This window comes from Burkholderia sp. AU18528, assembly GCF_002223215.2.
Taxonomy (GTDB): Bacteria; Pseudomonadota; Gammaproteobacteria; order Burkholderiales; family Burkholderiaceae; genus Burkholderia; species Burkholderia semiarida.
In genome coordinates this window covers 165,604-178,155 of record NZ_NKFC02000009.1, presented here as the reverse complement: position 1 = coordinate 178,155, position 12,552 = coordinate 165,604, and the positions used below count along the sequence as shown (strand labels likewise).

Annotated in this window: 11 protein-coding genes; 9 read left to right on the top strand and 2 right to left on the bottom strand. The window is 70.2% G+C overall.

Annotated elements, in window-relative coordinates:
* Positions 1–202 precede the first annotated feature (202 nt).
* Positions 203–1,183: an alpha/beta fold hydrolase gene (locus tag CFB52_RS31445; RefSeq protein ID WP_089466086.1), complete on the top strand. Its 981-nt coding sequence runs from the start codon at positions 203–205 to the stop codon at positions 1,181–1,183.
* Between the two features lie 100 nt (positions 1,184–1,283).
* On the opposite strand, the gene CFB52_RS31440 is transcribed toward CFB52_RS31445, so the two are convergent.
* Positions 1,284–2,864 carry an MFS transporter gene (locus CFB52_RS31440; protein WP_099318387.1) on the bottom strand — a complete coding sequence of 527 codons (1,581 nt, stop codon included), beginning with the start codon at positions 2,862–2,864 and terminating at the stop codon, positions 1,284–1,286.
* Between the two features lie 83 nt (positions 2,865–2,947).
* On the opposite strand from CFB52_RS31440, the gene CFB52_RS31435 reads away from it, so the two are divergent.
* Entirely contained in the window at positions 2,948–4,000 is a 1,053-nt protein-coding gene (locus CFB52_RS31435) for an HlyD family secretion protein (protein ID WP_099318594.1), read from the top strand.
* Positions 3,997–5,433, top strand: coding sequence for an efflux transporter outer membrane subunit (locus tag CFB52_RS31430; protein ID WP_099318386.1), 1,437 nt, complete (start codon positions 3,997–3,999; stop codon positions 5,431–5,433). Before CFB52_RS31435 ends, CFB52_RS31430 begins: the two co-directional genes overlap by 4 nt.
* Before the next feature lie 50 nt (positions 5,434–5,483).
* Here CFB52_RS31430 and CFB52_RS31425 read toward each other — a convergent pair whose 3' ends face one another.
* Positions 5,484–6,755 (bottom strand): NAD(P)/FAD-dependent oxidoreductase, encoded by a 1,272-nt coding sequence (locus tag CFB52_RS31425; protein ID WP_059574852.1) that lies wholly within the window; start codon positions 6,753–6,755, stop codon positions 5,484–5,486.
* 234 nt (positions 6,756–6,989) lie between these two features.
* Here CFB52_RS31425 and CFB52_RS31415 point away from each other — a divergent pair, with 234 nt between their 5' ends.
* From CFB52_RS31415 to CFB52_RS31390, 6 genes are all read left to right on the top strand, one after another.
* Positions 6,990–7,262, top strand: coding sequence for a UBP-type zinc finger domain-containing protein (locus CFB52_RS31415; protein WP_059574850.1), 273 nt, complete (start codon positions 6,990–6,992; stop codon positions 7,260–7,262).
* A gap of 156 nt (positions 7,263–7,418) precedes the next feature.
* Complete coding sequence (locus tag CFB52_RS31410) at positions 7,419–7,898, top strand: VOC family protein (protein ID WP_099318384.1); 480 nt, start codon at positions 7,419–7,421, stop codon at positions 7,896–7,898.
* A 1-nt stretch (position 7,899) separates the two neighbouring features.
* On the top strand, positions 7,900–9,123 hold the full coding sequence (locus tag CFB52_RS31405; protein WP_099318383.1) for an FAD binding domain-containing protein: 1,224 nt from the start codon (positions 7,900–7,902) through the stop codon (positions 9,121–9,123).
* Between the two features lie 73 nt (positions 9,124–9,196).
* Complete coding sequence (locus tag CFB52_RS31400; RefSeq protein ID WP_089466084.1) at positions 9,197–9,556, top strand: DUF485 domain-containing protein; 360 nt, start codon at positions 9,197–9,199, stop codon at positions 9,554–9,556.
* A complete protein-coding gene (gene actP, locus CFB52_RS31395; protein WP_099318382.1) occupies positions 9,553–11,235 on the top strand; it encodes a cation/acetate symporter ActP in 1,683 nt (560 codons plus the stop codon). Before CFB52_RS31400 ends, actP begins: the two co-directional genes overlap by 4 nt.
* Entirely contained in the window at positions 11,232–12,362 is a 1,131-nt protein-coding gene (locus CFB52_RS31390; RefSeq protein ID WP_099318381.1) for an amidohydrolase family protein, read from the top strand. Before actP ends, CFB52_RS31390 begins: the two co-directional genes overlap by 4 nt.
* The last annotated feature ends 190 nt before the right edge of the window (positions 12,363–12,552 follow it).

Below are 12,552 nucleotides of genomic sequence, written 5' to 3'. Positions count from 1 at the left end.
CCGCGGCGTTCAAGAAAATTCAGCCGGATTTCAGTACGGCGCGCACCGCGCCGGGATACGCTCCTGACGGCATTCGTTCGTCCGCGCGCACCAGCCGACGCGACGGCGCACGCCGGACGGCCGCCAGGCGGGATGGCCGCGGCCGGCCGCCACCGATCCACCATCCCGCGCGGCCTCGCCGCCGCACACCTCAGGAGTCCAGATGCATCCCGAACAGACCGACGCCGTTTCGTCGGCTCGCCGCCGCGACATGCTGCTCGCCGGCGCGACCGCCGTCGCGGCCGCCGCGCTGCCCGCGATGGCGGCCGCGGCCGGCACGCCCTCCCGCCACCCCTCTTCCGCGCATTCAGGAGCGCACACGATGAACACGATCACCACGAAGGACGGCACGCAGATCTACTTCAAGGACTGGGGCAGCGGCCGCCCGGTCGTGTTCTCGCACGGCTGGCCGCTGTGCGCGGACGCGTGGGACGCGCAGATGCTGTTCCTCGTGCAGCACGGCTATCGCGTGATCGCGCACGACCGCCGCGGCCACGGCCGTTCGAGCCAGCCGTCGAACGGCAACGACATGAACACGTACGCGGACGATCTCGCCGCGCTGCTCGACGCGCTCGACGTGCGCGAAGCGACGCTCGTCGGCCACTCCACCGGCGGCGGCGAAGTCGCGCGCTACATCGGCCGCCATGGCACGAAACGCGTGTCGAAGGCGGTGCTGATCGGCGCGGTGCCGCCGCAGATGGTGAAATCGGCGACCAATCCGGGCGGCCTGCCGATGGAGGTATTCGACGGCATCCGCAAGAACGTCGCGGAAAACCGTTCGCAGTTCTACAAGGATCTGGCCGTGCCGTTCTTCGGTTTCAATCGCCCGAACGCGAAGGTGTCGCAGGGGACGATCGACGCATTCTGGTCGCAGGGGATGATGGGCGGCATCCATGGCCAGTACCTGTGCGTGAAGGAGTTTTCCGAAGTCGACTACACGGAGGACCTGAAGAAGATCGACGTGCCGACGCTCGTGCTGCACGGCGACGACGACCAGATCGTGCCGATCGACGATTCGGCCCGGCTGTCGTCGAAGATCGTGAAGCACGCGGTGCTGAAGGTGATCGAAGGCGGCTCGCACGGGATGTGCGTGGTGAGCGCCGACCGCATCAACGCCGAGTTGCTCGCGTTCCTGCAGGCGTAAGCCTGCCGTCCGTCGCGGCGGCGCGCATGCCGCCGCGACGGACGCCGCAGGTGCGCCGTTCAGGATTTTTCAGGACATTTCAGCCCATGCGGCGCCGCATTCACGGCGCCCGCACCGGGCGCAACAGTATGCCGAGCAGTGCGCCGGCGAGCGCGAACGCCATCGCCACGCGAAAGTTGTCGGCCAGCGCGAGCGTCGTGGCCTGCACGCGCACCGCACGATCGACGAGCGCATAGGCCGCCTGGTTGCCCGTCGCGAACGTGGCGCCGTGCGCCACCAGCGACGCCGCGCCGGCCCGCAGCCGTTCGAGCGTTTCCGGATCCGACAGCGACACATGCAGACCGACGAGATTCGAATGGGTAGCCTCCCTGATCCGCTGAATCACCGCGATCGACGTCGTGCCGAGCTGCCCGCTCAGCAGGCGCGTCGTCTGCACGACCGCGCCGAACGTCAGCGCATGCTCGGCCGTCACGTGCCTGCCGAAGAAGACGATGACCGACGTGAGCGCCATCGTCTGGCCGAGCGCCTGCAGCAATTGCGACGGAATGAAGTCGGGTTCGGCCCACACCGGCGTGAGCCGCGAGCCGAGCGCGAACGCGATCGCCACCACCGCGAAGCCGGCGACGATCAGCCGGCGCGGGTCGACACGCTGCAGCAACAGCGCGACGCACGGCGCGAACAGCAACTGCGGAATCGCGATCCAGCGCAGCGTATCGCCGATCTGCAGCGGGCGCAGCCCGTACGTACTCGCGAGGAACAGCGACGGGATGAAGCTCGTGTTGAGCACGGTGAAGCGCACGAGGCCGACGAGCACGATCAGCAGCGCGACGTTCGGCCGCGCGAGGTAGCCGAGATCGATGCCGGCGCGCGGCGACGCGAGCTCGTGGATCAGGAACGCGGCGACCATCAGGATGCCGACGGCCAGCAGCGCGACGATCAGCGGCGACTGCAGCCAGAACAGCCGCTCGCCCTGGTCGAGCGCGATGCACAGGCAGGCGAACCCGCCCGCGCCGAGCAGCATGCCGCGCGCGTCGATGCCGGACGCGAAGCGCTTGACCGGCTCGTCGGCGAGCGACAGCATCAGGCAGGCGATGAACGGCAGGGTCAGCACCGCGTTCTGCCAGAACAGCCAGCGCCAGCTCAAGTGCTCGCTGTACCAGCCTTCGAGCGTGGCCGACAGGTTCAGCGACATCTCGAGATTCATCGCATACGCGGCGATGCCGAACGGAATGAGCCGCGGCGGCAGCGTGCGCACGACGAAGCCGATCGTCAGCGGCACGAACACGCCCGATGCGCACCCGGCGAGCGCCTGAAACACGATGAACGCGCCGAATCGCGTGCAGAGCGGCAGCACGCTTTCGGCGCAGAGAAACACCACGGCGCCCGCGAGCAGCACGCGGCGTGTGCCGAACAGGTAGGCCGCGGCGATCGCCAGCGGCCCGACGAACATCTGCGACGCGGTAAACGCGGTGTTGATCCACGCGCCTTCGTCGACGCCGATGCCGAGCGCGCCGCGCACGTCGGCCAAGCCGAGCGACGTGATGCGCGACGTCAGCGTCGCGATGACCGCACCGAGCAGCACGGCCGCGATCGCGGCGATCGACCGGAACGTCGGAACGTCGGAGGCCGGGCTCGAGGCCGGCCCTGGCGCGGCATTGCCGGTGGCGAACGTCGTGTTCATCGTCGAGCGGCTCCCGTTTGTCAAGCTGGCGCAAGCATAACGCGATGCGCCGAATCCCGTCCGTACGATGGAGTGTGCCGATCATGACCCCGCCCTCGCCCGATACCCGATCTTCCGCGGCCTCCATGCCTTCCACGCCCGCGCCCGCGCGCTCGCGCCGGCCGGCCGTCGTCGCGATCGCCGTGCTCGCGCTGCTGCTCGTCGCGTTGCTCGTGTACGAGTTCGACGCACGCGATCGCGGCACCGACGACGCGTACGTGACCGGCCACCTGCACGTGATCTCGCCGCGCGTGGCCGGCACGGTCGAGCGCGTGCTCGTCGACGACAACCAGTTCGTGCATGCCGGCGACGCGCTCGTGCAGATCGACCGCCGCGATTTCGACGTGCGCGTCGCGGCGCAGCGCGCACGCGTCGCACAGGCACATGCCGATGCGAGCCGCGCACGCGCGCTGATCGAACAGGCGGACGCGGCGCTCGTGTCGGCGCACGCCGATGCCGAAAAAGCCGAACTCGATTACGCACGTGCCCGCGAGCTGACCCGCGAGACGCCGCGCGGCTTGTCGAAGCAGGAGTTCGATGCGGCCGATGCCGCACGCAAGTCGGCCCGCGCGCGCGTCGCGGCGGCCGACGCGCAACGGCGCAGCGCCGCCGCCGCCGCTCAGGCCGCCGATGCCGCGTCGAGCCAGAACGATGCCGAGCTGCGCGACGCGCAGTTGCAGCTCGGGTACACGACGGTCGTCGCGCCGTCGGACGGCTACGTCGGCAAGAAGACCGTCGAGACCGGCGAGCATGTCGCGCCCGGTCAGGCGCTGCTCACGCTGGTCGAGCCGCATCCGTGGATCGTCGCCAATTTCCGCGAGACGCAACTGCGGCACGTGCGCGCCGGCGACGCCGTGCAACTGCGCTTCGATGCGCTGCCGCAGCGCGTGTTCACCGGCCGCATCGACAGCCTGTCGCCCGCGACGGGCGCGCAGTTCGCGCTGCTGCCGCCCGACAACGCGACCGGCAATTTCACGAAGGTCACGCAACGGGTGCCCGTGAAGATCCTGCTCGACGGCCCGGCGGCGACGGAGCCGCGCATCCGGCCCGGGCTGTCGGTCGTCGTCACGCTGCAACCCGGCGGTGAATCGCGATGAGGCGCGCATGCATCCTCGTCGCCGCGAGCGTGCTGGCCGCGTGCTCGATCGCGCCGCAGCCGCTCGCGCCCGTCCCGGTCGGACACGACGGGTTCCGCCATGCCGATCCGTCGACCGATGCGGGTGCGCCGTCGCTCGCGGCATGGCCCGCGTGGTTCGGCGATCCGCAGCTCGGCCGCCTCGTCGACGCCGCGCTCGCGCACAACCTCGATATCCGCGCGGCGGCCGCGCGCGTCGACCAGGCGCGGGCGCTGCTCGGCATCCGCGATGCCGCGCTCGCGCCGACCGTGCGCGTCGATCCGTCGTTCAGCCGCACGCGCGTATCGGGCACGGTCGACAATGCGCTGCCGAAGCGGACGATGCACAACTGGTCGGTTCCCGTCGCCGCGAGCTACGAAGTCGATCTATGGGGGCGCTTGCGCGGCGACGCCGACGTCGGCGAACAGAACGTGCTGCAGGCCGCGGCCGATCGCGATGCGATCCGCTTGAGGATCGCGACCGAAGTCGCCGTCGACTACCTGACGCTACGCTACGTCGACGACGATCTCGCGACGCTCGACAGAGCGATCGGGCTGCGCCGCACCGCGCTGGACGTGATCGCCGCACGCGTGCGGGCCGGCGCGGCGAGCGACCTCGACGGGCTGCGCGCGTCGGCCGACCTCGATACCGCGCATGCCGATCTCGCGGAAAGCCGCCGGCTGCGCGACAACCTCGTCGACGCCATCGCGGTGCTGACCGGCGTGTCGCCGACTGCGTTCGACGTCGACACGCGCGCCGTGCCCGTGCGCGTGCCGGACGTGCCGGCCGGGCTGCCGTCCGCGCTGCTGGCGCGACGCCCCGACGTGTTCGCGGCCGCGCGGCGCGCCGATGCGGCGTCGCTCGAACTGGGCATCGCGCGCACCGCGTGGTTGCCCACGCTGACGCTGACCGCCGACGGCGGTTTCGCCACCCGCGACCTGCGCTCGTTTCTCGACCGCAACAGCTCGCTGTGGAGCCTCGGCGCGAACGTCGCACTGACGCTGTTCGACGGCGGCAAGCGCGACGCGGCGGTTGCCGCCGCGCGGGCCGGCACGGACATCGCCGACGCGAACTATCGCGCGACGGCGCTCGGCGCGCTGCGCGACGTGCAGGACGCGCTCAACGACATCGCCGCGCAAAAGGAACGGATCGCACGCTACGCCAGCGCCGCGCGCGCGACCGACGCGGCGGCGCGCCTGTCGCTGAGCCGTTACGCGCACGGTTACGTCAGCTACCTCGAAGTCATCGATGCCGATCGCGACGCACTGAACGCGCGGCGCCAGCTGATTCACAGCCGGCAGGCGCTCGCGATCGCGACGGTGAGCCTCGTGCGTGCGTTGGGCGGGGGGTGGACGCCGCCGGCGCGGACGGGCCGTGACGGGTCGCGCGATTCGACGCAGGCCGACGCCGGATGAAGCCGGATGAAGCCGCGATCCAGGGCGGTCGCGACGCCTTCGCACGCGCGTCAGGCCCTCGCGAGCCGATGCGCGTCCTCGCCGAGAAACCGGTGCACGAAGGTCACGGCCATCGCGCCTTCGCCGACCGCCGACGCGACGCGCTTGACCGACCCCGATCGCACGTCGCCGGCCGCGAACGATCCCGGCACGCTGGTTTCCAGATGGTACGGCCGGCGCTCGAGCGGCCACACGCGCTCGAACGCCGGACAGTCGTACAGGTCGCCGCCGGTCACGAGATAACCGTCCGGATTGCGGATGATGTCGGTATCCTTCGCCCAGTCGGTGTTCGGCGCGCCGCCGATGCACACGAACAGGCGCGTGGCCGGCAGCCGTTCGCGCGTGCCGTCCGCCGAGCGAAGCTCGATCGCGTCGAGCCAGCCGTCGCCGTGCAGGGCAACGACGCTCGACTGGTAGCGGACCTCGATGTTCGGCGTCCGCTCGATCCGGTCGATCAGGTAGCGCGACAGCGTGTCGGCGAGCGACGCGCCGCGCACGAGCATCGTCACCTGACGCGCATGCCGCGAGAAATTCATCGCGGCCTGGCCGGCCGAATTGCCGCCGCCGACGATGAACACCTGCTCGCCCGCGCACATCGGCGCTTCGCTCGAACCGGCGCCGTAGAACAGCCCCGCATTCAGGAACGCCGGCTCTTCCGGCAGGCCGAGGCTGCGATATTCGATGCCGGTCGCGCAGATGTTCGCGCGCGCGACCAGGGTCGACCCGTCGGCGAGCTCGACGCGGATCTTGCCGTCGACGAAGGTCGCATGCACGCCCTCGCGCATCGTCAGCAGCTCGACGCCGAACTTGACCGCCTGCTCGCGCGCGCGTTCCGCGAGTTCCGCGCCCGGAATGCCGTCGGGGAAGCCCATGTAGTTCTCGATCAGCGAACTCGTGCCGGCCTGCCCGCCCACCGCGCCGCGCTCGATCACGACCGCGCGCAGCCCTTCGGACGCCGCGTAGACCGCCGCCGACAACCCGGCCGGCCCGGCGCCGTAGATCGACACGTCGTATTCGACGAAGCGCGGCCGCGCGACCCAGCCGAGCCGCGCGGCGATGTCGGCCAGCGTCGGCTGGTACAGGCGCGAGCCGTCCGGAAAGATCACGACCGGCAGCCGGATGTCGCGCAGCGGCGCGATGCCGAGCTCGCGCGCGCAGTCCGCGTCGGACGTCAGCTCGCACCAGTCGTACGCGACCATGCGCCGCTGCAGGAAATCGCGGATCGCGTACGCGTCCTTGCTGTGCGGCAGGCCGACGATCCGGACCAGTTGCGACTGAATCATGCGCGGCTCCCGAAGAAATCGATGCTGGATACGGTCCGGCCGTCGCCAGGGTGAAAGGGTGAGCCGGACGCACCGCGACTGTACGCCGCGCCGACGCGCCGCATGCGCGATTTCATAACAATTAAGGCGCGGCCGCCGCGCGGCGCCGCACAATGCGGCATCCCCGTCCCCGCTTGCGGCATCGCGCCGGCCGCGTCGCAAGCGTCGTTCCCCGCGCCGGCACCGGAGCGCAAGATGGCCATCGCCTGTACGCATCTCGACGAAGCACGCGTGCTCGACACCGACAAGGACTACTGCGAGGAATGCATCAAATCGGGCAGCGGCTGGGTGCATTTGCGGATGTGCCTGATCTGCGGACACGTCGGCTGCTGCGACTCGTCGCCGAATCGCCACGCGAGCCGGCATTTCCGCGACACCGGACACCGGCTCGTCCGCTCGATCGAGCCCGGCGAGCGCTGGATCTGGTGCTACGAGGACGAAGTCGTCGCCGGCGAGGTGCCGTCGTAACGTGACGCGCGGCGCACTCGGCGCCCGTTCGTCGCCGATTCGCCCCCGGTTCCGGGCCAAGGGTTAACACGGCTGGATCACGGCTTTGCGCCGCGTCGTTTTCGGCCTAGAATTTATCGAACGATAACTTATCCTTCGATAAACAAGAGGTTCGCCATGCCTGTCTCGCGACTCGCGCATTACTCGATCCGCACGCCTGATCTCGAAGCCTCGTGCCGCTTCTACGAACGCGTGCTCGGCTTCAGACGCGGCTACCGCCCGCCGTTCGACTTTCCGGGCGCGTGGCTCTATCTCGGCGACGACGAAGCCGATTACGGCACGGTCCACCTGATCGGCATCGATCCGGCCAACCCCCACGGGCTGGCCGCGTATCTCGGCGACAAGCCCGTGCCGGCCGCGGGCACCGGCACCGTCGACCACATCGCGTTCGTCGCGACCGGCGTCGAGGCGATGTGGCGCACGCTGCGTGACGAGCGCATCGCGTGGCGCGACCGCACCGTGCCGAGCCTCGGGCTGCATCAGGTGTTCATCGAGGATCCGTCGGGCGTGACGATCGAACTGAACTACCCGGCCGCCGAAGTCGCCGGCCTCGACATACGCGGCGCCGCAGCGGCCGCCGCCACCCGTGGAGACTGACATGCGCACCACTTCGACGCATCGCAAGGCCGCCATCGTCGGCGGCTCGCTGGGCGGGCTGTTCGCCGCGAACCTGCTGCTGCGCCACGGCTGGGACGTGGACGTGTTCGAGCGCGTGCCCGACGCGCTGTCCGGCCGCGGCGCCGGCATCGTCACGCATCCGGAGCTGTTCGACGTGCTGCGCGCGGCCGGCGTGCGCATCGACGCATCGATCGGCGTGAACGTCGAATCGCGCATCACGCTGGCGCGGGACGGTACGCTCGCCGCCGAGCGGCAACAGCCGCAGACGCTGACCGCATGGAGCAAGATGTACCACGTGTTGCGCGCCGCGCTGCCCGATCAGCACCATCACGCGGGGGCCGTCGTCGCCGACGTCGCGGACGGGCCCGAGCGCGCGACGCTCACGCTGGCCGACGGATCGGTCGTGCATGCCGACCTCGTCGTCGCGGCCGACGGCTTCCGTTCGGCGATCCGCGAACGGTTGCTGCCGGACGCGCGCCTGCAGTACGCGGGCTATGTCGCGTGGCGCGGCCTCGTCGACGAACGCGAACTGTCCGGGCGCACACATGCGGCGCTGTTCGACAAGTTCGCGTTCGGCCTGCCGCCGCACGAGCAGATCCTCGGCTACCCGGTCGCCGGCCAGCACAACAGCACGCAGCCCGGCGAGCGCCGCTACAACTTCGTGTGGTATCGCGCGACCCGCGAGGACACCGACCTGCCGAACCTGCTCACCGACGCGACGGGCAAGCTGTGGGCGGCCGGCATTCCGCCGACGCTGATCCGCCGCGACGTGCTCGCCGACATGGAAGACGCCGCGCATGCATTGCTCGCGCCGCAGTTCGCGGAAGTCGTGTCGCGCGCCGCGCAGCCGCTGTTCCAGCCGATCTACGATCTCGAGGTGCCGCGCATGGCGTTCGGCCGCATCGCGCTGCTCGGCGATGCCGCATTCGTCGCGCGGCCGCATTGCGGAATGGGCGTCACGAAGGCCGCGGGCGACGCGCTGGCGCTCGTCGGCGCGCTGGCCGCGCATGCCGATCCGCTCGACGCACTGCACGCGTACAGCGACACGCGCACCGCGTTCGGCGCCGCGATCGTCGAACACGCGCGCCATCTCGGCGCATACATGCAGGCGCAACTGAAGAACGACACCGAACGCGAGATGGCCGAGCGTTACCGCACCGCGGAAGTCGTGATGCGCGAAACGGCCGTGCCGCCGTCGCTCTGACCACCGGCGGGCGCATGCACGACGTGTCGCGCCCGCCGCATCGCGCCCCATCCGATACCGACAAGGAGACACCGTGAACCGCTCGATTCCGGCTGCCGCCGGCCCCGCACCCGATCCGGACCTGCCCGCCGCGGCCATGCATCCGCTGCTGCGCGATGCCCGCTTCCGCCATCTCGTCACGCGAAGGAGGCGATTCGCGTGGTCGCTGACCGCGGTCATGCTCGCGCTTTACTTCGCATTCATCCTGTCGCTCGCGTTCTCGCCGGCATGGCTCGGCCGGCCGATCGTGGCGGGCCGCCCGACCACGTGGGGCATCCCGGTCGGTTTCGGCATGTTCGTCGCGACGTTCGCACTCGTCGCGCTGTACGTGTGGCGTGCGAATGCGGTGCACGACGCGCTCGTCGCGTCGATCCGCGACGGAGGCGGCCAATGAAACGCACCGTCGCCATCCTCGTCACCGCGGCCGCGGTCGCCGCGGCGCCGGCGTTCGCGGCCGGCCCCGCCGCGCTCGCGCACGCGCACAATCCGGTCGCCATCGGCATGTTCGTGCTGTTCGTCGCGTCGACGCTCGTCATCACGCGCTGGGCCGCCCGGCAGAACCGCAGCGTCGCCGATCATTACGCGGCCGGCGGGCGCATCACCGCGCTGCAGAACGGCTGGGCGATCGCCGGCGACTACATGTCGGCCGCGTCGCTGCTCGGCATCTCGGCGCTCGTGTTCACGAGCGGTTACGACGGGCTGATCTATTCGGTCGGCTTTCTCGCGAGCTGGCCGATCATCCTGTTCCTGATCGCGGAGCCGTTGCGCAATCTCGGCAAGTACACGCTCGCCGACGTCGTGTCGTATCGGCTGCAGCAACGGCCGATCCGTGCGTTCGCTGCGTCGAGCTCGATCGTCATCGTCCTGCTGTATCTCGTGTCGCAGATGGTCGGCGCCGGCAAGCTCGTCGAGCTGCTGTTCGGGCTCGACTACACGGTCGCGGTGGTGATCGTCGGCGTGCTGATGGTCGTCTACGTATTCTTCGGCGGCATGCTCGCCACCACGTGGATCCAGATCGTCAAGGCCGTGCTATTGCTCGCCGGCGCGGCCTTCATGGCGTTCATGGTGCTGAGCCGCTTCGGCTTCAGCCTCGACGCGCTGTTCGCGCAGGCGTTGCGCGTCCATCCGAAGCACGCGGCCATCATGCGGCCGGGCGGCCTCGTGTCCGATCCGGTGTCCGCGGTATCGCTCGGCCTCGCGCTGATCTTCGGCACGGCCGGCCTGCCGCACATCCTGATGCGCTTCTTCACGGTCGGCGACGTCGGCGCGGCGCGCAAGAGCATCCTCCATGCGACGGGCATCGTCGGGGCCGGCTATGCGCTGATCATCGTGATCGGCTTCGGCACGATCGCGCTCGTCGCGGCGGACCCGCGGTATCACGATGCGTCCGGCGCGGTCGCGGGCGGCGCGAACATGGTGGCGATCCATCTCGCGCATGCGGTCGGCGGCAACTTTTTCCTCGGCTTCATCTGCGCGGTCGCGTTCTCGACGATTCTCGCCGTGGTCGCCGGGCTGACGCTCGCCGGCTCGTCCGCGATCTCGCACGACCTCTATGCGAACGTGCTGCGCCGCGGCCGGGCGACCGACCGCGACGAAATGCGCGTCGCACGCGCGACGACGCTGGTGCTCGGCGTGCTCGCGATCGTGCTGGGCATCGCATTCGAGAAGCAGAACATCGCGTTCATCGTCAGCCTCACGTTCTCGATCGCCGCCAGCTCGAATTTTCCGGTGCTGCTGCTCTCGATCTACTGGCGCGGCCTGACGACGCGCGGCGCGGTGGCCGGCGGCACGATCGGCCTCGTCACGGCGGTCACGCTCACCGTGCTGAGCCCGACCGTCTGGGTCCAGGTACTCGGCCATGCGCACGCGCCCTACCCGTACGAATATCCGGCGCTGTTCTCGATGGCCGCCGCGTTCATCGCGATCGTCGCGGTATCGGCCACCGACGGGTCGGCCCGCGCGCGACGCGAACGCGCGCGCTTCGACGCGCAGCTCGTCGCATGCGAACTCGGCACCCTGCCGCGCCACGGCGCGCGGCAACACGACAATCCCGACCTGGAGACGATTCGATGACCTGCCCCTGCTGTCTGTCCGCCGGGCGCCGCCGCATGCTCGGCGCGTTCGCCGCGCTTGCCGGCGCGGCCGTTGCCGGACGCCCCGCCGCGGCGGCGCAACCGGCGCCCGCGTCGGCCGCTTCGGCCACGCTGGCTGGCCGGCGCCCGCGCGCGATCGACATCCACGCGCATTACTACCCGGAAAGCTTCTGCGACCTCGTCGGCGGCGAAGGCAAGCGCTTCGGCGGCGCATTCGCGTGCGACGGCACGACGTTCACGTTCCGCACGCCGGCCGGCGGCCTCGGGCCGCTGCCGATGAAATTCATCGACGTCGATGCGCGGCTCGCGGACATGGACGCGTCGGGCGTCGACGTGCAGGCGCTGTCGCTGAGCGTGCCGATGGCGTACTGGGGCGACCGGCCGTTCAACGCGAAACTGGCGCGCGCATGGAATACGGCCGCGTCGCGCGTGCACCAGCAGCATCCGGCGCGCTTCGTCGTACTCGCGACGCTGCCGATGCTCGACGCGACCGACGCGATCGACGAGCTCGAGCGCGCGTCGACGCTGCCGGGCGTGCGCGGCGTGTACATGGGCACGAACATCGACAACCGCGACCTCGACGATCCGCGGTTCGCGCCGGTGTTCGCGCGCATCGAACAGCTCGGGCTGCCGGTGTTCCTGCATCCACAGCAAACCGTCGGCGGCGCGCGCCTCGGCGATTTCTACCTGAGCAACCTGCTCGGCAATCCGTTCGATACGGCCATCGCGGCCTCGCACCTGATCCTCGGCGGCGTGCTCGACCGCCATCCGGCGCTGCATGTCACGCTGCCGCATGCGGGCGGCGCGCTGCCGATCCTCGTCGGCCGGCTGGACGCCGGCTGGACCGTCCGGCCGGAAACGCGCCGGCTCGCGCACAAGCCGAGCAGCTATCTGCGGCGCTTCAGCTACGACACGGTGTCCCACTCGGGGCCGGTGCTGAGCTTCCTGATCGAGAACGTCGGCATCGACCGGCTGGTGCTCGGCAGCGACTATTGCTTCGACATGGGCTACGCGCAACCGGTGCGTTTTCTCGATCGGCTGGACCTGCCCGACGACCAGCGCGCGATGGTGCTCGGCGGCAATGCGGGCCGGCTGCTGCGGATCTAGCTGGCGCGCGCGTGCCGGATGTCGCCGAACCGGCCCAGCCCGCCGTTCAGAACGTTTCAGCCGGACTTCAGGAAATGATGCGGGCGTCTGCGTAGACTGGCTGCAAGAGCGACCGCGCTGGCCAGCCCGCGCGCCTTTTCGACTGATGGAGTGACGACGTGAATCCAGTTGCCAATTACCGCCTCGCCGC

Coding starts and splice junctions, on each gene's coding strand:
- CFB52_RS31445 (WP_089466086.1), top strand. CDS start 203: ATGCATCCCGAACAGACCGACGCCGTTTCGTCGGCTCGCCGCCGCGAC.
- actP (WP_099318382.1), top strand. CDS start 9,553: ATGAAACGCACCGTCGCCATCCTCGTCACCGCGGCCGCGGTCGCCGCG.
- CFB52_RS31415 (WP_059574850.1), top strand. CDS start 6,990: ATGGCCATCGCCTGTACGCATCTCGACGAAGCACGCGTGCTCGACACC.
- CFB52_RS31430 (WP_099318386.1), top strand. CDS start 3,997: ATGAGGCGCGCATGCATCCTCGTCGCCGCGAGCGTGCTGGCCGCGTGC.
- CFB52_RS31410 (WP_099318384.1), top strand. CDS start 7,419: ATGCCTGTCTCGCGACTCGCGCATTACTCGATCCGCACGCCTGATCTC.
- CFB52_RS31440 (WP_099318387.1), bottom strand. CDS start 2,864: ATGAACACGACGTTCGCCACCGGCAATGCCGCGCCAGGGCCGGCCTCG.
- CFB52_RS31425 (WP_059574852.1), bottom strand. CDS start 6,755: ATGATTCAGTCGCAACTGGTCCGGATCGTCGGCCTGCCGCACAGCAAG.
- CFB52_RS31435 (WP_099318594.1), top strand. CDS start 2,948: ATGACCCCGCCCTCGCCCGATACCCGATCTTCCGCGGCCTCCATGCCT.
- CFB52_RS31390 (WP_099318381.1), top strand. CDS start 11,232: ATGACCTGCCCCTGCTGTCTGTCCGCCGGGCGCCGCCGCATGCTCGGC.
- CFB52_RS31405 (WP_099318383.1), top strand. CDS start 7,900: ATGCGCACCACTTCGACGCATCGCAAGGCCGCCATCGTCGGCGGCTCG.